At 59.0% G+C, this 17,780-nt stretch carries 21 protein-coding genes; 20 read left to right on the top strand and 1 reads right to left on the bottom strand.

Translation table 11 applies throughout. The features are described 5' to 3' along the window. Positions 1-15: 15 nt before the first annotated feature. The 15 genes from G7Z99_RS14700 (at position 16) to G7Z99_RS14635 (ending at position 8,765) form a co-directional block, all read left to right on the top strand. On the top strand, positions 16-816 hold the full coding sequence (locus G7Z99_RS14700) for a hypothetical protein (protein WP_219854233.1): 801 nt from the start codon (positions 16-18) through the stop codon (positions 814-816). A gap of 11 nt (positions 817-827) precedes the next feature. Next, the gene (locus G7Z99_RS14695; protein ID WP_181094989.1) at positions 828-1,430 is read left to right on the top strand and encodes a DUF1963 domain-containing protein; all 603 of its coding nucleotides are present in this window, start codon (positions 828-830) and stop codon (positions 1,428-1,430) included. A 285-nt stretch (positions 1,431-1,715) separates the two neighbouring features. Then, complete coding sequence (locus tag G7Z99_RS14690) at positions 1,716-1,973, top strand: DUF7716 domain-containing protein (protein WP_219854232.1); 258 nt, start codon at positions 1,716-1,718, stop codon at positions 1,971-1,973. A gap of 29 nt (positions 1,974-2,002) precedes the next feature. Next, complete coding sequence (locus tag G7Z99_RS14685; protein ID WP_181094987.1) at positions 2,003-2,404, top strand: immunity 22 family protein; 402 nt, start codon at positions 2,003-2,005, stop codon at positions 2,402-2,404. A 155-nt stretch (positions 2,405-2,559) separates the two neighbouring features. Next, a complete protein-coding gene (locus tag G7Z99_RS14680) occupies positions 2,560-3,051 on the top strand; it encodes an SMI1/KNR4 family protein (protein WP_181094986.1) in 492 nt (163 codons plus the stop codon). Between the two features lie 332 nt (positions 3,052-3,383). Beyond that, entirely contained in the window at positions 3,384-3,794 is a 411-nt protein-coding gene (locus tag G7Z99_RS14675; RefSeq protein ID WP_181094985.1) for an immunity 22 family protein, read from the top strand. Between the two features lie 568 nt (positions 3,795-4,362). Further along, the gene (locus tag G7Z99_RS14670; protein ID WP_181094984.1) at positions 4,363-4,893 is read left to right on the top strand and encodes a DUF4303 domain-containing protein; all 531 of its coding nucleotides are present in this window, start codon (positions 4,363-4,365) and stop codon (positions 4,891-4,893) included. A gap of 147 nt (positions 4,894-5,040) precedes the next feature. Then, the gene (locus G7Z99_RS19910; RefSeq protein ID WP_258197045.1) at positions 5,041-5,268 is read left to right on the top strand and encodes an SMI1/KNR4 family protein; all 228 of its coding nucleotides are present in this window, start codon (positions 5,041-5,043) and stop codon (positions 5,266-5,268) included. Positions 5,269-5,288: 20 nt separating this feature from the next. Then, the gene (locus G7Z99_RS19905; protein WP_258197044.1) at positions 5,289-5,531 is read left to right on the top strand and encodes a hypothetical protein; all 243 of its coding nucleotides are present in this window, start codon (positions 5,289-5,291) and stop codon (positions 5,529-5,531) included. A gap of 153 nt (positions 5,532-5,684) precedes the next feature. Continuing rightward, entirely contained in the window at positions 5,685-5,990 is a 306-nt protein-coding gene (locus G7Z99_RS14660; RefSeq protein WP_181094983.1) for a hypothetical protein, read from the top strand. 103 nt (positions 5,991-6,093) lie between these two features. Next, positions 6,094-6,588 carry a hypothetical protein gene (locus G7Z99_RS14655; protein ID WP_181094982.1) on the top strand — a complete coding sequence of 165 codons (495 nt, stop codon included), beginning with the start codon at positions 6,094-6,096 and terminating at the stop codon, positions 6,586-6,588. A 101-nt stretch (positions 6,589-6,689) separates the two neighbouring features. Beyond that, positions 6,690-7,181, top strand: coding sequence for an SMI1/KNR4 family protein (locus G7Z99_RS14650; RefSeq protein ID WP_258197043.1), 492 nt, complete (start codon positions 6,690-6,692; stop codon positions 7,179-7,181). A 137-nt stretch (positions 7,182-7,318) separates the two neighbouring features. Beyond that, positions 7,319-7,825 (top strand): SMI1/KNR4 family protein, encoded by a 507-nt coding sequence (locus G7Z99_RS14645; protein ID WP_181094978.1) that lies wholly within the window; start codon positions 7,319-7,321, stop codon positions 7,823-7,825. A 214-nt stretch (positions 7,826-8,039) separates the two neighbouring features. Then, entirely contained in the window at positions 8,040-8,180 is a 141-nt protein-coding gene (locus tag G7Z99_RS14640; RefSeq protein WP_181094976.1) for a hypothetical protein, read from the top strand. A 129-nt stretch (positions 8,181-8,309) separates the two neighbouring features. After that, a complete protein-coding gene (locus tag G7Z99_RS14635; protein ID WP_181094975.1) occupies positions 8,310-8,765 on the top strand; it encodes a DUF6386 family protein in 456 nt (151 codons plus the stop codon). A 32-nt stretch (positions 8,766-8,797) separates the two neighbouring features. Here G7Z99_RS14635 and G7Z99_RS14630 read toward each other — a convergent pair whose 3' ends face one another. Then, positions 8,798-9,712: a LysR family transcriptional regulator gene (locus G7Z99_RS14630; RefSeq protein WP_258197042.1), complete on the bottom strand. Its 915-nt coding sequence runs from the start codon at positions 9,710-9,712 to the stop codon at positions 8,798-8,800. 211 nt (positions 9,713-9,923) lie between these two features. Here G7Z99_RS14630 and G7Z99_RS14625 point away from each other — a divergent pair, with 211 nt between their 5' ends. The 5 genes from G7Z99_RS14625 to G7Z99_RS14605 form a co-directional block, all read left to right on the top strand. Next, on the top strand, positions 9,924-10,946 hold the full coding sequence (locus G7Z99_RS14625) for a zinc-dependent alcohol dehydrogenase family protein (protein ID WP_181094973.1): 1,023 nt from the start codon (positions 9,924-9,926) through the stop codon (positions 10,944-10,946). Between the two features lie 440 nt (positions 10,947-11,386). Next, the gene (locus G7Z99_RS14620) at positions 11,387-12,700 is read left to right on the top strand and encodes a hypothetical protein (protein WP_181094971.1); all 1,314 of its coding nucleotides are present in this window, start codon (positions 11,387-11,389) and stop codon (positions 12,698-12,700) included. After that, positions 12,697-14,082: an aminotransferase-like domain-containing protein gene (locus G7Z99_RS14615; RefSeq protein ID WP_181094969.1), complete on the top strand. Its 1,386-nt coding sequence runs from the start codon at positions 12,697-12,699 to the stop codon at positions 14,080-14,082. Before G7Z99_RS14620 ends, G7Z99_RS14615 begins: the two co-directional genes overlap by 4 nt. 72 nt (positions 14,083-14,154) lie before the next feature. After that, positions 14,155-15,810, top strand: a complete 1,656-nt coding sequence (locus G7Z99_RS14610; RefSeq protein WP_181095072.1) for a VRR-NUC domain-containing protein — start codon at positions 14,155-14,157, stop codon at positions 15,808-15,810. Further along, on the top strand, positions 15,807-17,780 hold a 1,974-nt coding region (locus tag G7Z99_RS14605), incomplete at its 3' end, for an ATP-dependent DNA helicase (protein ID WP_181094967.1). The genes G7Z99_RS14610 and G7Z99_RS14605, both read left to right, overlap by 4 nt.

Below are 17,780 nucleotides of genomic sequence, written 5' to 3'. Positions count from 1 at the left end.
TAGAGGTATGAGGTTGTGAGTAATACAAATGGAGTGGCGATATACGGAATTGAGGCCAATCCGATTGGTTATATTTTCGAAATGGGTGTTTTATTTTTCAAAGTCATAGGCGTGAGTATAACGGCCACAGGGTATTATAAATATCGAGAAGATAGGTCAGAGGAAGATATAGATTTTGTAGAGGCTTCTTTGGATGGCTTAAGGATTGCGATTGGAAACGGTGATGCAACATCCTTCAGGCTTTTTCATGAACGTAAGGATGGGTATTTGTGGAGTGCGTCTTTTGGATATTCTACAAAGGATTTCGGAGGATTTTATCATATTGATGCGCAAGGATGCTCATTAAACCTGACACAGGATAATTTCCTAGATTTCATTGGCCAGTTCAGTATGTCCGGTTCAATGGACTATGCAATATTTTACCATGCTGGCGATGTGTCTGAAGCCATGGACTATGCAGCGGGTCAAAATTTAATAAAAATATATGGTTTTGAGAGTCCAAGTATTTTTAGCAGAGAGACAGGAGGTAGGTTGAGAGGGTTAGAGCGATATAGGGCTGAAAAGCTTAGGATGGTATACCCTGTGAATATTGTCAATGATGCCCATTTAAAGTTAAAAATCGGTGAGCGCTGCTTAAGAGAGTGGATTTTAAGTGACATGTCGCATGGCTCTCTGGGGCAGGTGGCAGAAAACGTATGGTTTTGGTGTGTGAGTGAAAAGCATCTTGACTTGGTCAATAACGAACTAGGTCTAGAGGGCATTTTGGTATCTTGGAAACCCTCTGAGGCGCGCAAGGCATCGAAAAGAATACCATGAGGAGGCTGGAGATGAAGGTTTTCAAAATAGTCCTTACTTCGGAAAGGGGTGCGTTTACATTTGGAGGTGACAAAGCCTATATTGAAAGTTGGCCTAAGAATCCTGAAGGCAAAGAACTTACGCTCATGTTCAGCCTCGATTGCAAAGCTGTCAGAGATACAATGCAAAGGAGCGACTTGCCCTCGGAAGGCTTTTTACATGTTTTCTCGACTTACGATCCTGAAGAATACTTTCTTGATCTAATTTCTTATGATCAGGTCAGCCAGCAAAAAGATGTACCTTCATACACTCTCGTTGTTCACTCGAATGCAGGAAGAACTTGTCATTCGCCTCGAGCATCGATTCCGCTTCAATATGCGGATCTCGTCGAAGAGACAATTGGCGATAAGGAAATAAGCGTGGCATCTCTGTTTGCTGCTGATGCGCCGGTTGGCGCTATGATACCCCGGACCATAGAAGAGCATTATAGCTTTTTATGCCAGGTCTATTCTTCAGATTTCCCGAGTCCATACCAAGATGCGCTATATTTGACAGACGGTGTCGGGTATCTTTTGGTCAACAAAGACCTTGGTAATGAAAGGGCTGACGGGTGCTTTTTTGTTCAGGTGGCTTAGCGAGTGGCAACAAGCGATAAAATAGTTACAACGCCATGGTCCGGGAGGCCTGGCCGTTCGCTTCGCTGTCGCCAGCCGACAAACGTTCGCAGGTACACAACGCAAATGTCCGTAGAGTGCCACTCCAGCGTTGAATTTCTAGACCGCTTGGGTTTTACTGCTTCAAGGGTATGATTGGCTAGATTGTAGTAAGGAGGTTCTATGCTGGCTCAAAGCAGATTCTAAAAGTTGTCAGAGATCATAGAGTATGTGAAGTGGAGTGGGGATGAAGGCGACGATTTTTGCTTGTACGGTGAATACGACAAAGGCCTTAACCTGGAAGCCAATTACTTTTTGGCAGACTATCCCAGAGTGGAGAGCGATCAGGAGGTGTATCCTGAGTCTGTGAAAGCAGAAGGTTTGAGCTATATTTTTTCGGGGCAGCAATGTGTCGATGTGGTGAGGTCAGTGCTGGAGCAGAAGCCCGAGGCCACTCACGGGGAATACAGTGCAACATTGAATTATTACGCAGACCACGACACCTTCATGGATGTGGAAATTTAAGGGACGCTGTTTAAACGAGGGTCGACAAGATGGATGCTTATGACATCGAGCGGTACCAGAAAATTCATGTCTGGGTGGGAAGCAATTTCTCTCCAGAAGAGGAGTATCTGAAATATTTCAAGCTGGACTATACAGCTGATCTGGGTGATCCGGATTACAAGATCTGTGGCTTTTGCAGGGATATCGGCACCGATTGGTACGATGAGGACTTTATCGGTATTATCCCTCGCAGAGAAAAGGAGGTAAGTCTGGACGAAATCCTTTCAGAGTCATCTGTCGATCCTGGTGAAATAGCCGCTTTGAAAGCCGCCTGCCTGACGTTAGGCATAGATAAGGCCAATGCCATATTTTGGTATTCAGATAGCGGCACGTTGGTTGCCGAGCCGATCCGGACTGAGTATAACAGGTTGCGCTATGTTGGGCTATTTTAGGGAAATTGAATAGATCGGAACGCGCGTATTAGATGCGCTTCAACGCGTAGCCTTAGTTGATCTCCCGTGCTCGTCAATACGCGTACTAAAAAAATAAAACTCTTCAAGGCGTCCTGCTGCATGCCTGCAGCAGCATACAAAGGGGTTCATCAAGCATGCAAAGATTATTTCTATCTGAGGGCGGCCCGCCCGTTCGGATTGAAGCGTTTTCGGAAGTTGAAAAGGCACTGGATTTCACCTTTCCTAAGGCGTTCAAATCGTTATACCTGAAGTGTAATGGAGGGAGGCCGAACCTTGAGTTTTGGAACGGAGATACACAGTATGAACCCTTCAGAATAGAGTTTTTCAATCCTGTACAGGTCGTGGGCGAGGAACCCCTTGAAGATCAGTTCGATTTGCTCGGGTTCGCAACAGCGATGCTCCAGAAGAATGCAATCCCTAAAACCCTGGTGCCGTTCGCTTTCGACGAAGCAGACAATTTCATTTGCTTCGAGAAACCGTCGGGTCGAATCATCTACTACACAGCCGATGCCTTCCAAGCGGATGTCCATCTCAGCCTCAACCACCTCATGGCACAAAGGCTTTTATCCAATTCTTTCGACGGCTTCTGCAAAGCCTTGGTAGCGGAGGAAGACCTAGATTACTGATGCATCGTACTCCCGGCTCCCCAGGCAGTACGCCTCTGCGATGGCGACTGAGCGTCGATTGCCCATGCTGGCCGTGCGCTGGTCTCCAGTATGCATCGCCTGTACGCTTGTCTTGAATGACCTGGCGCTGAGCAAATGGCGAAAAGCCGCCAGATGCTGATACCGCCGGCCCAATGATCAACAAGGGTCGATGGTCTGCGAACCCGCTTCTCAGCGCAACGGCTAGTCTTGCAGGTCAACAGGGTTATCGACGGTAGAGAGTGAATGATAATGTGCCAGATGCTTGAACAGACTTGCTCGATCATGATGGAAGTTAACGTTTGGAGATAAAAATGGAGCCGGAAACGCTGGAACAGTACGACAAGGTGCATGTATGGGTGGGTACGAATTTTTCGTCTGAAAAAGAATACCTGAGCTATTTCGAACTGGATTATTCAGTCGAGATTGATGACCCTGAATATCAGGTGTGCGAGTTTTGCAAGGATATTGGCATTTCCTGGTATGACGAAGATTTCATGGGGATCATGCCACGCAAGCCGGAAGAGGTCAGCCTTGATGAACTGCTGGTCGATTCAGCTGTCGACCGCGACCGGTTGCCCGATCTCAAAGCCCAATGCATGGTGCTGGGTATTGTGAGGGCCAATGCCACCCTGTGGTACTCCGATGGGAGCGTTGAGGTTTCTGATATGCCGGGCAAGCTCTATAATGGTTTGCAGTACATAGGCTTGTATGATGGAGAGTAGTGGCGGCTGTTGAAAGGCCAAACGTCGACGTGCACGTCATGGGCTATTGCTACATGGGTATCGGTATGGGGCCAAATTTCCCTGTCATAACGGCTTGTCGAAATGAGCATATTGATGCTGCGCAGCCGTTGCTCATGGTCGATATGGCCTATGTAAAGTCACAGCTGTGTTTCTGATTAGACTGATTTTAGGGTTTAGACAGTATGCGATTGCAGTCAGTGCAAACTACGCATTAAAGTGATTGCCTTTATTGGCCACATGCGGCATGGTAGTCAAACTTATGAAGTGTGGAAGGACAACGTTTGCAAAGGAATTGGTGGTCGACAGTTCCAGGTCGAGCCTGTGTACGAATGCAGTAACGCTTCGAAATTCAGTATTCTGAGAAGTATGAGGCTTGGAAAATAGGCTTGCCAGCAGTTCAGTGGTCGAGGGCAAATGGCGACGGGTACCGCTCTAGGCGTATCAATATGGTTTTTCAGTGAGCGTAGTGGTGCCCGTAGGCTCACACATGGTACTGTGCATTATAAGGTTTAGGTCGAAACGTCCAACGCACGGAGAGAAGTTGATAATGGATTGGGATGTTCTCAAGGAACAAATTGCAGGCGCTGTAAGGCAGTCATTGCCTGAGTTGCTGGCCGCGCATCCAAGTGAGCATGTCTACGCGATTGCCTTGTACACGGACTCCAGTGCCATGACAGTGGCATTGGCAGCAAATTCGTGGGAGGCATTAGACATAAAACTGAGGGCAGAGGATGAGGCAGATCGTCAAGATCTGGAAGCTGCCTATACCTGGGCGACCTCCGAATGGGTCTATGAAGGGTGGGGTGATCAACACTTCGAGCGTGTGTGTGAGCTTTTAAGGGAGTCAGAGGAGCGTACGGATTTCGACACTTTCAAGCAGGCAGTGATTTCCTCCATGGTGCAGGCCCTTGAATATGCAAGTAAAGAAGGGGTGTTCGATTCTATCGAGGGTGTCGAACCGATACTATTCGTCAGTATTACTGATGATAATGCTGCCGAGGAAGTGGAGAATTCGTCGGCACGTCTATTGAATTCGAGTGAGACGCTGCATGAGTTTTTGGCCAGGTATCAGATGTGATGCGTCAGGCTCGATGTTTTTTGAGATTGGCCAAGGCTCTCTGATTGACCCTGTGCGCTCCTGCAGGTCAAAACGTGAGCTTCACCTATGAGCTTTGTTTCCTCCCAGAGGATTCAGGTCATTACGCATTTCCTTTGAGGATGAAAAATGACTTACCTTGATCTCTTGGCTTCTGAAATACATGCGAGTGGTGAAGAGCCCGCTTATTCAGGCGGCGCTGCAGACGGCATGATCGCGCAATTTGAAGCAGATTTGGGTGTGGCATTTCCCGACTCGTACAGACGTTTTCTGAAGACATACGGCGCTTTGTCATTTACTGGCGATACGTACTATGGGATCACTGGAGATGGCCTGAAGGCCATGGAGATGGCCTGAAGGCCATGGAGATGCCCTGTGTGGCTTTCGCCACTCAGACCGCTCGTAGGGACGGGGATGCTGATGGTTCCATGATCGTGATCAAGGCGTCTGGTTATGGTCCGATTTACTCCATTGATACCTCGATCATGGGCGGTATGGGTGAACCCGTCGTCGTCGAGACACCGCTATCATTCAAACGCACCGGCGAGAAGAGCATCAGCCACCAAAGTTTTGAAGCATTCTTCACGGATATGATTCGAAGCGCTATCCAGGAACTTTGATGTCTCGGACATGCCTTCCGCCGTAAGCCAGAAGCACTGGCACTCGGTCGGTCGTTCGCGTCGATAGCACAATCATGGGTACAAACGCATGCTTCTCTCGGCTTCTGATACCGTAGGAGAGCCTCCAGTGAGCATTGAGGTAAACGGATAAAAATGAAGATTTTCAATGGCTTTGACGCATTGTTAAAGGATGTCAATCGACTTCCTGACACGGGTTGGATTTTCGTAGAAGGCGATGGTGATCTTGAGTCGCCCAGTTCGATCATGGCAGCCACTTACTATATTGCAGACACCGAGGTTGAAGAAATCACTCTGGAAAGGAGTAAAAGAACATTTGTGGAAGCGCCTACCCTACAGGATATTGTATCTACTTTAGACACGAGGCCGATTGCTCAGCAGTTGAATGACTACGTAGAGGCAGTGCTCTACTGCCGTGTCAACGACGATTTTCTGGATTAATGGGGACGCTCACTATCATTCGCACGTGATTTACCCATTGATGATGTCGAACGAGGTCCGCCTTAAGTGTTCCAACGCGTGAACTTGGAGTCGCGGATATTCCATGTATGCGAATGTTCCCAACCGCGTCATCGTACCCAGCGACGTGTCTTGCTTCGAACGGTATCTATTCGACTGGGTGAGGTCGCTGTTGGATACACTCACATTGAAAACAGGCACCAGGATGAAGCGATATACGCTGGCTGATGTAGAGCACAAGCTACACAGCAAGGATTTTTTTGAGACCATCGTGGCAGGCGTCGATGACTGGGACACGCTGCTCGCTCAGCGCGATGACGAACGTTTCGATGCCCAATGGTCTGCTTCGTACGAGGCATTGCTAAAGGTGCCATACCGGTTCCTCGAAGATGAGAAGACGGCCGCAAGGATTCGGGGGCATGTGTTCAAAAAGGTACTTGCCCTGACAGGAAGCTCGGAGGTGGCTGGGTATGCCTCAGACGATTTCGGCTTGATCATGGACGCTGCTCTAAAGGCGTCTGACAGTGCATGGGCGAACATGATGTTCAACAGTTATACCGAAGGTGTGTTCCCTTGTTGACCCTGTGTCTTGTCAACGGAATGCTGTGTAAGCCCAGGTCACGCGTTGCGCCCTGCAGACCACTGTGGCAATGTGCTTGTTTCGACAGTTCCGGTATGCCCATGATCACGCTGTCACGCTCTGATCCAGCAATCAGCGCTTCCGACATCGCAGCGCTCGAAACACAGATTGCAGCCCGCTTGCCTGCTTCATTCAAACGCTTGTTCCTGTCATACAACGGCGGTGTTCCCAACAAAGATTGCTGGGAAGGTGATGACGACCATGACGTGATACGAGTGAAAAAATTCAAGGCCCTATCGCCATCTGGTGCACAGGACGCGTCGGAAACCAGGTACCTTGGTGGATGCTATGCCCTCATGACGGAGCGGCAGGTGGTGCCGATGACACTGCTGCCTTTTGCGATCGATGGAGGGGGCAATTTTTTCTGCCTCGACCTGGCCGATGGAAGCGTGTGCTTCTATGCGACTGACGCGTTCGATCCTGATTCGTCGGTTATCGAGAACCAACGGCACGCCTATCGTCGGCTGGCTGAGACCTTTGACAGCTTCTTGTCTGGATTGAAGGATGAGTCGGAGATCAATGCGTGGGATTAACGTCCAGGTTTCAGCATCGTATGTGGAGCAGCGCGCCCACCTGCATTGAGGCGAAAGGCTATGCAGGCTTCATGCCTTATGATGTCAGTTTTTAAAAACTGGGTTTTGGGATTCTGTATCTTGAGCGAGCTGTTGAAATGAGAAAAGAAAAATTATTCTTATCCATGGGTGATAACCCTGTCGAATTGTCAGATATTAGAAAGGTCGAAAATGTCTTGGAATTTACTTTCCCTGATGAATTCAAGTCATTATATCTGGATTGTAATGGAGGTGCTCCTAGTCGAGAGTGCTGGAACGAGGATGTTGATTATGAGCCTATCTTAGTCGAGTCCTTCAAGCCGATTGAAGTTTGTAATCGTATGCTCGATGGCGACACTTCGCACCTTGTTGGTTTCATTCTGACTATGCAGGAAAAAGAGGTGGTCCCTGCACATATTTTACCTTTTGCTGTGGATGAGGCTAATAACTTCATCTGCTTCGAAAAAAAGTCAGGTAAGGTGCTGTATTTTGCAGTCGATGTGTTTCGTCCTGATGTTGAAATGGCTGTCAATCATTTGGCCGCACAGAAAATCTTGTCGGAATCATTCAAGGAATTTTCTGAATCTCTGTGTCTTGGTGAAAAAGGGGACGACGAAGAAGATTGATAGGTTACCCATAGCAACGCGCTGGGCACTGACCGCCTTCGCTGCAAGTACCCCCTAGCGGGCGAGCTTCGCGTGGTTGATCGCTGGACCAACGGTGGCGACACTCATGGTTCCGTTACGATATCGATCCGCACTTACGACGCTGTCCAATGACGTCCTGAACCCCCTCGACACGCCTGACAGAGCCTTCCTGCTCTCACGCTTCGAGCACTGCATGCATGAAATCAACGCCTTCGAAGACTCGATCAAAACCGTCAAAAGGGAATCGATCCTCGAATTCCTGTACGCACTAGGGGACGCCGTGGGCCTCCCAAGCGACGACGACTATCTGGAAGCCTGGCGCGGCGACTGGTAGGCGCCATATACCCGGCCTGCCCTCGATCCCTCGACACGATCACCTTGCAGGGTTGGTACTCCACGGCACAGGCGCATCCCACCCACTGCCGAACCCAGTCCAACCCGACAAGACCTACCCAGCCCCCCCATGACCCTCGACTTCCACCTGCACACCGACACAGCCACCCTGGCCATCTTCGATACGCAAGCGATACGCCACCGCCTGGACGACACCTGCGATTGGTGGAGCCTCCCGCACGACGAACTGCTGGAAATCAACGCGGGCACCATCGCCTTCCTGAATCTGCCGAGCGATGGCACGTACCAGGTCAGGGTCCAGGCGTTGCTGACGGACGCAGACGGCAGCGTCCACCTGCGGGTGCCCTCGGGTCAGGTATTCATCGGAGCAGGCGAGGACACCACAGGAGGCGGCCTGGAGCCCGACGGTTTCGACGTGATCCAGGGACAGTTCATCACCCTCGACAAGGGCACCTATTGCATGCGCTACAAAGAGGAGGCGGGCATCATCCACCTGTCCTTTGCACCGTCCACGACCTGCTGCAACCACCTCACCGACCCCATCAGGTTGCCAATGCCGCATTGACGATCTGCGACAGAACCCTCTGGCGATCGCCTTCACACACTGTCTGGATCCCCGAAGAACACCTGAATCCGCGACCGCAACCACCGCTCCGCCGGGTCATTGTCCTGCGCCCCACGCCAGGCCATGTGCAACTCGAACGTCCCCACCTCGATCGGCGGCTCCTCCGCCCGCAGCCCACCCGCTGCCGTCAGCACCTCCGCCGTATAGTCCGGCACCGTCGCCAGGATGTCCGTCCCCGCAAGCAGGCTCCCCAGCCCATTGAACTGCGGCACCGCCAGCACCACATGGCGCTTGCGCCCGATCGTCTCCAGCGCCTCGTCGATGAACCCCGACAGGTCCCCGGCGAACGACACCAATGCATGGGGTCGGGCGCAGAAGTCGTCCAGGGTGATCGCGCCGGGTACGCTGTCGGCGCGCAGCAGCGTCGCCCGGCTGCGCCGCAGCACCTTGCGCTTGGCATTGGCCGGCAGGTCGGCGGTGTAGCTCACGCCCACCGAAATCTCGCCCGAGGCGAGCAGGGCGGGCATCAACAGATAATTGACCCGGCGCACCACCAGCACGATGCCAGGGGCTTCGGCACGGATGCGCTTGAGCAGCAAGGGCAGCAAGGCGAACTCGACGTCGTCCGACAGGCCGATGCGAAACACCGCGGTGCTGGTGGCCGGGTCGAACTCGGCGGCGCGGCTGACGGCGGTGGAGATCGAGTCCAGGGCCGGGGAGAGCAGGGCGAAGATCTCCTGGGCGCGGGCCGAAGGCTCCATGGTGCGGCCGGTGCGCACGAACAGCGGGTCGTCGAACAGGTTGCGCAGGCGCGACAGCGCAGCGCTGATCGCCGGCTGGCCGAGGAACAGCTTTTCCGCCGCGCGGGTCACGCTGCGCTCGTGCATCAAGGTCTCGAACACAATCAGCAGGTTGAGGTCTACACGACGCAGGTCGTTACGGTTCATCGATCGTTGGGCCTGTATGCCAGGGGGTGGGGCAGGGGTGAATACTAAAGCCAAAGGCTGTTACCCTGCATCGCTTTCCCGCACGTCGGGCGCCCAGGTGCCCGGCCGATCGATGTCAGGCATGTCGACTATCGATGATCGCCCATGGCTTGGCGGGCTATGTCCCGATACAGTGCAAGGTAATACGACGTTCACACAGGCGAGGTAGGCCATGTCGCGCATCATCCGTTTCCACAAGTTCGGCGCCGCCGAGGTGCTGCGCTGCGAGCAGCAGACCGAGCCGACGCCGACGGCGGGCGAGGTGCAGGTGCGTGTCGAGGCGATCGGCATCAGCTGGTACGACGTGCTCTGGCGGCAGAACCTGGCTCCGTCCAAGGCGCGCCTGCCGGCCGGCATCGGCCAGGAGATGGCCGGAGTGGTCACCGCCGTGGGCGAAAGGGTCGAGGACATCGCCGTGGGCGATCGCGTGGCCAGCTTCCCGGCCGCCAGCGCCAATGACCATCCCGTCTATGGCGATGTGGTGGTGCTGCCCTGTACCGCCATCACCCGCTACCCGGACCTGCTCTCGCCGATCGAGGCGAGCGTGCACTACACCCCGCTGCTGATCGCCTACTTCGCCTACGTCGAGCTGGCCAGGGCCAAACCGGGGCAGACCGCGCTGGTGACCGACGCCAGCCACTGCGCCGGGCCGGCCTTCGTGCAGCTGGGCAAGGCCTTGGGCCTGAAGGTGTTCGCGGTGACCAAGCAGGCCGAGCAGCGCGCACCGCTGCTGGCGCTGGGCGCCGACAAGGTGATCGTCACCGAAGAGCAGGACCTGCTGCTGCAGGTGGCCAAGTACACCGACAACCGCGGCGTGGACATGGTCCTCGACGGGCTGGGCGGGCCGCAGATGTCACTGCTGGGCGATGTCCTGGCGCCGCGTGGCAGCCTGGTGCTGTACGGCCTGCAGGGCGGCAACCAGACACCGTTCCCGGCCTGTGCGGCGTTTCAGAAGAACATCCAGTTCCACGTGCATTGCATCGGCAACTTCACCGGCAAGCCCGAGCTGGGCATCGCCCAGGACCAGGTGGCGATGGCGCGGGCCCTGGACGTCATCAACCGTTTCACGGCCGATCGCCTGCTGACGCCGCAGATCGTCAAGGTCTACCCGTTCAGCCAGGTGGTCGAGGCGCACCGCTACATGGACGGTTGCCCGTGTGGCGGGCGCGTGGTGCTGGACATGGCGCTCGACTGACACCCTGTGCAGGTGATGGTCAGGGGCGTCTGGCCATCTTCTCTCTGCAAGCGGTGCGCTGCCCTCGTTGCTTCTCAGTTAAGAAATTTCCTACAACACTATAAGTAATTGCCGATAGTCCAGTCGGCAAACTTACAGTGTGCACTTTGTTATCGTCGACTGGCTGAAAAAGTCTGAATGAAAGTTGTTCGATAATACCCGTCTGAATGGTTTTTTTACCCTGAACTGTATCTGTTATTCCCGCCTCGGGAATCGATAATGGCCCCGTGACAGTCGTCGGCCAGGCCGCGCCAGGCGTGGACTGGGTCGAATGAAGGCCGCCAGTACGGGCTCGCCCGCTCGGGGAGGACGCTTATTTCGAAGGGTACTTCCCCCTGCGTGCCTTCATTCAATGACGTGTCGCGTGAAGAACCCGCCCAGATGCCAAGGAGGTGCATGACATGGCAAGTACGATTCATGACCAGGCCATGCAGTACATATACAAGCAAGTATTCGAGCGCTTGTTGGACGACATGAGCCGGCCCCAGCGTACGGCGTTGCAGTTGCTGGTCCAGCGGCTGGTAGTCGCCGCCGGTGGGCCTGATGAGATCGCGCGCTTTCGCGTGCTGTTCCCCTTCAGCGGCGATGGCCGCAGCAGCCACGCCCTGGGCTGCCTGCGGGCGGCGCAGTTGAGCCTGGCCAGCCGCGGGTCGGCGACCTTCGTCTTGCGTGTACTGCTGCTGCCCCTGGGCGGGCATCGGATGCCGTCGGGCGAGCGCCTGGAGCGTTGCTTCAGCCGGCTGTTCCTGGAGGACGACCCGCGTGTCGAACTGCTGATGGTCGACGGCGGCCATGTGGTGCCGTTCTGCGGGCGGCGCCTGCTCGATCCGCAGCTCGATGCGGCCGCACGCGAGCGGCTGCTGACCCTCGGGCACCTGTGCCACGGCCAGCCCGAGCGGGTGCTCCAAGGCTGGCACGTGCTGGCCCGGGCCAAGGCATGCCGCGAGGCGCTGGACCCGCAAGGCAGCGTGGGTGCCCTGGTCACCGAGCTGCCCTCGGCCCGGCAGCGACAGCTGCTGGCCTGGAGCCAACGCTGCCGACGGGCGATGGGGTTGCCGGCCGACCGCTGGGTGCGGTATTGCGCACGCAGCCTGCTGGACAACCTGGCCCAGGTCTACGAACACCTGACGCCCCATTGCCTGAGCACTGCGCATGCGCGGCACGAGGTGGCCGAACCCATGCCGAGCTGGCCGCCTCTGCAGGTGGTGGAGCTGGCCGACCTGCTGCCCGACGAACCCGTCGACGCCCGGGCGAGCGACCCCTGGCTTAGCCACCGACCGTTGTCAGCGTCCCAGGCATGTGAGGGCATGCCGCAGGTCGACACGTGGCGTGAGGAGGCTTACCGGACCTTCCTGCGCGCCCATGCGCTGTCGTCCCAGCAACTCGACTGCCTGCTCAGCGCGCCGTTCGTGGGCCGCGGCAGGGGGCTCGAGGCCTTCGTTCGGCGCCGTTACCCCGAAATGCGCGTGGCGCTGCCGCTGTTGCACCAGGCCTTGCAGGGCCGACCTTGCCCGGAAGCGGTAGGCCGCTGGCTGACCACCGCCACCGGGCTGCCGCTCGGCACCCTGCAGGCTCTGTACGCTGACGATGGGTACGCGCACGGGCTGCGGTCGCTGTTCGCCCACGTGACCTGGCGCGAGGAGGCACTGCCCGACTGGGCACAGGATGGCCTTGCGAGCGACAAGGTTCCGGCATCGAGGCTGGCGGCCCGATGAGCAAGTCGAACGGGGGCGAGTTCGCCTATCAGGCGGTGTACCGCTACCTGCTGACCCTGACCCGTCACAACACCGTGTGCAACGAACACAAGCTGCCGTCGTTGCGCGATCTGGCCAGGCGCCTGAAAGTCTCCCTGTCGACCGTGCAGCACGCCTATCACCAACTGGAGCACGAGGGCTACGTGCGTTCGGTGCCCAAGTCCGGTTACTACATCAACCGCGCCATGGTCAGTGGCCCACGTGCACGCCTCACGGCCTCGGTGATGTCGGACGACCACCAGAGCCTGCGCTTGCTCGAGCCGCCGCTGCCCGGCATGCCGGCGCTGGACCACGCGCTGCTCACCGAGGAGCGCCGTCTGGCGCGGCAGGGCAGCCGCAACGTGAACGAGCGGCGTGTGACCGGGGCGCTGATGCTGCGCAGCGCCCTGGCCGCGCGCTACACCCACGCCTCGGTGCACTGCTGGAGTGCCGAGGACGTCTACCTGGCGACTGATCTGCAGGCGCTGCTGGAGACCGTCTTTGCGGCCCTGCGCCTGGAACACGAGGCACTGCTGGTGCCGTCCCCTGTCTGCGCGCGCCTGTTGTGGCTGCTGAAGCAGACCGGTCGCCGGATCGTCGACGTGCCGCTCGATGCCCAGGGCAGCCCGGACGTGGGCGCGCTGGCGCACCTGCTGCGGCACGAACGGATCGGATTGGCGGTGTTGCCCTCCTGCCTGGCCAGCCCGCTGGGCCGGGTGGTGCCGACCGCAGCGCAGCGGGCCATGGCGGCGCTGCTCGACCAGCACCGGGTCTGGGTGCTGGAAAACGACATGGACAGCGACCATTGCTTCGACGGCCCACCGACGGCGCGGTTGCGCGATACGCTCGACCCGAAGCGGTTGCTGGTGCTCGGCTCGGTGCAGGCCTGCGCTGGCGCCGAGGCGCCCTATGTCTATGTGTTGAGTGCCCACGAGCCGGTACGCCAGGCGTTCGTCTGGCGCGACTTCCACCTGCCGCCTCTGCGCCAGCACGCCCTGGCGCGGTTGCTGGTCAAGGGGCAGGTCGATGCTCATTTGCAGGTGGTGCGCAGCGAGCTGGGGCTGCGGGTGGACGCCCTGTGCGCGGAAATCGCCCGGCAGATCCCGGATCAGCTGGTGTTCGAGCGCCCGGCAGGCGGGCGTGGGCTGTGGGCGCGGGCCAACCAGGACATCGATGTGCAGCGCGTGCTGCGCACCTTCTCGGCCAAGGGCCTGCACGCCGCGCCAGGGCCGATGTTCAGTGCACGGGGCTGGCACCGGCAGCACGTGCTGCTGGCCTGGGAGGGTGGCCGTCTGAACGACCTGCGCCAGGCCGTGGGCCTGCTTCGGCAGCGGCTGGCACGGTGTGGGTTGCCCGACCGCTGATCCAGCCGATTTGCCTGGAGTCGGTTTCTGTATGTATAACCAGTGCGTCAATCCCCTTGCCGCCTGTCTACCGTGATCGCCCATTCCGTCGAAGAACCTTTCTACTACCTGTACAACTTCCAACAGGTACTCGACTGGGTCGAGCTGCGCTACGCCGACTTGCTCGACGAGCAGGAGCGCGCGTTCATCCGCACGTTCGCCGAGTTGCCGCGCCCTGCGCGCGCCTTGCTGGTGCGCATGGTCATGCGCAAGGGCGAGCTGTTTCGTACCGACAAGCTCCAGTACGCGGAAATCGGCTGCACCCACGCCGCCTTGACCCCGCTGCTCGACACCGGTTGGGTGGCCGAGCAGGTCGAGCTGGGGGTCGAGCAGCTGTTCGGCCTGCTGCGCAAGGACGAACTGGCGCGGTGCTTCGCCGGGCAGTTGAGCCGGCCCAAGGCGCTCAAGCACGAACTGCTGGCCGAGCTGCAAGCGCTGGACCTGCCACCCCGGACCTTGGCGTCCTGGTTCCCGAGCTTTCCCGAGCGCGTGGTGCAATGGCGCCTGCAAGCGCTGTGCGACCGGCTGCGGCTGTTGTTCTTCGGCAACCTGTACCAGGACTGGTCGGAGTTCGTGCTGGCCGACCTGGGTTTCGCGCGTTACGAGCAGGTGGCCTTCAGCGCCGACTCCCGCGCCTTGCGCAGCCGCGAGGACGTGACCGCGGCCATGGCGCTGCATGCCTGTGCCGAGCAGCTGGAGCAGGGCGCCACGCCGCAGCAGGTGTTCGCCGCGTTGCCGGCGCTGGCCGCCGACAACCCCTGGCTGGCCCGACGCCGGGCGCGCCTGCTGTTCGGCCTGGGCCAGCAGTGCGAGCGGCTGGGCGACTGGGAACAGGCCACGGCCATCTACGCCGACTGCCAGCACCCGCAGGCGCGTATCCGTCAGATCCGCGTGCTCGAGCGCAGTGAACAGTGGGCCGCTGCCCATGCCTTCGCCACCCAGGTGGCCGAGGCACCGGCCAATGCCCTGGAAGTCCAGGCCCTCGAACGCATGCTGCCGCGCCTGGCGCGCAAGCTGGGCGGCGCGCCGCGTTCGCGCCGCAAGGCACCGGCGGCCAACCTGATTCACCTGGTATTGCCGGCCGAGCACGCCACGCTCGGGGTCGAGCGTGCCGTCGGCCAGTACCTGCACCAGGAGCATGGCGGGCAGGTGCACTACGTGGAGAACACCCTGTTCAACGGGCTGTTCGGGCTGCTGTGCTGGGAGGTGATCTTCGCGCCCGTGCCCGGCGCGTTCTTCCACCCGTTCCAGAGCGCGCCGCAAGACTTGCACGAGGCCGACTTCCAGCTGCGCCGCGCCGAGGCCTTCGAGGCCTGCTTCGCGCGGCTCGATGCCGGCACCCATGCCGAGGTGATCCGCCAGGTGCACCAGGCCAAGCAAGGCCTGCAATCGCCCTTCGTCTGCTGGCCGGCGCTGTCGTCAGACGTGCTCGACCAGGCGCTGGGCTGCCTGCCGCCAGCGCACCTGAAGGCATGCTTCATCCGGCTGCTGCAGGACATCCGCAACAACCGCACCGGCATGCCGGACCTGATCCAGTTCTGGCCCGACGAGGGGCGCTACCGCATGATCGAGGTCAAAGGCCCGGGCGATCGCTTGCAGGACAACCAGCTGCGCTGGCTGGAATTCTGCCGTGAACACGGCTTGCCGGTGGACGTCTGCCACGTGCGCTGGGACAGCGCCGCCCCATGAGCTACACCGTCGCCGTACGCGCCTTGTGCGAGTTCAGTGCCAAGGTGGGCGACCTGGACCTGCGCTTCACCCCATCACCCACCGCCCAGGAAGGTATCGACGGCCATCGCCGCGTGGTGGCGCGCCGAGGGGCAGGGTATGAGGCCGAGGTGGCGCTGGAGGGGCAGTATCAGAGCCTGCGGGTGCGCGGGCGGGCCGATGGCTACGACCCGGCGCTCAACCGCCTGGAAGAGATCAAGACCCACCGCGGCGACCTCTCGCGCCAGCCGGCCAATCACCGGCAACTGCACTGGGCGCAGGCCAAGGTCTATGGCTGGCTGCTGTGCCAGGCGCGGCAGCTGGCGCGCATCGAGGTGGCCCTGGTCTACCTGGACGTCGACAGCGACCGGCAGACGGTGATCAGCGAGTCCTGGCAGGCGACGGACCTGGAGCATTTTTTCGACAAGGTCTGTGCGTACTTTCTCGGCTGGGCCCAGGCCCAGGAGCAACGGCTGCTGGCGCGCAACGAGGGCTTGCAGGCATTGCAGTTCCCCTACGCCGCATTCCGCCAGGGCCAGCGGCAGTTGGCCGAGACCCTGTACAAGGCCGTCAGCACCGGGCGTTGCCTGATGGCCCAGGCCAGCACCGGCATCGGCAAGACCCTGGGCACGCTGTTCCCGCTGCTCAAGGCCACTACGCCGCAGCGGCTCGACAAGATTTTCTTCCTGACCGCCAAGACCCCAGGCCGCGCGCTGGCCTTGCACGCGCTGCGCCAGTTGACCGAAGCCTCACCGCAACCGGCGTTGCGAACCCTGGAGCTGATCGCCCGCGACAAGGCTTGCGAGCACCCGGACAAGGCCTGCCACGGCGAGTCCTGCCCGCTGGCCCAGGGCTTCTACGATCGCTTGCCGGCGGCACGCGCAGCGGCCAGCCAACGGCCGCTGCTGGACCAGGCCGGTGTGCGCGACGTGGCCCTGGCGCACCAGGTCTGCCCTTACTACCTGGGGCAGGAAATGGCGCGCTGGGCCGATGTGGTGGTGGCCGACTACAACTACTACTTCGATGCCCACGCCTTGCTCTTCGGCCTGGCGCAGGCCAACCAGTGGCGCACGGCGGTGCTGGTGGACGAGGCGCACAACCTGGTCGAGCGTGGGCGGCAGATGTACAGCGCCAGCCTCGATCAGGGCCAGCTGGCCACCTTGCGCAAGCGCAAGCCCGCAGGCCTGAGCAGCGTGCTGGACGGGCTCAACCGCACCTGGAACGCCCTGTACAAGGAGCAGCGTGCGCCGTACCAGGCCAGCGCGGTGTTGCCCGAACCGCTCCTGCGCGCCTTGCAGCGTTTCGTCGGCGTGGTCCAGGAGCAGATGAACCAGGCCCCGACCGGCATCGAGCCCGACCTGTTGGCGTTCTACTTCCATGCCTTGCAGTTCACCCGCGTGGCCGAGCTGTTCGACGAGCACTTTCTGTTCGACATCAGCGTGCGCGAGGGGCCGGGCAAGCGGCGGCTGGCCACCCTGTGCCTGCGCAACGTGGTCCCGGCCCGGCTGCTGGCGCCGCGCATGAGCGCCGCCCGCAGCGTCACGCTGTTCTCCGCGACGCTCGGCCCGCGCCAGTTCTACACCGACTTGCTGGGCATGCCGGCCGACACCGCCTGGCTGGAGGTGGCCGCACCGTTTCGTGCCGAGCAGCTGCAGGTGCGCATTGCCAGTCATGTGTCGACGCGCTACCGCGAGCGGCAGGCCTCGCTAGCGCCGATCGTCGAGCTGATCGCCGAGCAGTACGCGCGGCAACCCGGCAACTACCTGGCATTCTTCAGCAGCTTCGAGTATCTGGAGCAGGTCGCACGTCTGCTGGCCGAGCGTCACCCGTCGATCCCGCGCTGGGAGCAGGCGCCGGGCATGGACGAGGTGCGGCGCGAGGCCTTTCTGGCGCGCTTCGTGCCGGATGGGCAGGGGGTCGGGTTCGCGGTGTTGGGCGGGGCCTTCGGGGAG

Source organism: Pseudomonas entomophila (genome assembly GCF_013523165.1).
Classification (GTDB): domain Bacteria; phylum Pseudomonadota; class Gammaproteobacteria; order Pseudomonadales; family Pseudomonadaceae; genus Aquipseudomonas; species Aquipseudomonas entomophila_A.
The sequence above is the reverse complement of the archived record's forward strand: the minus strand, read 5'-3'. Positions and strand labels throughout refer to the sequence as shown.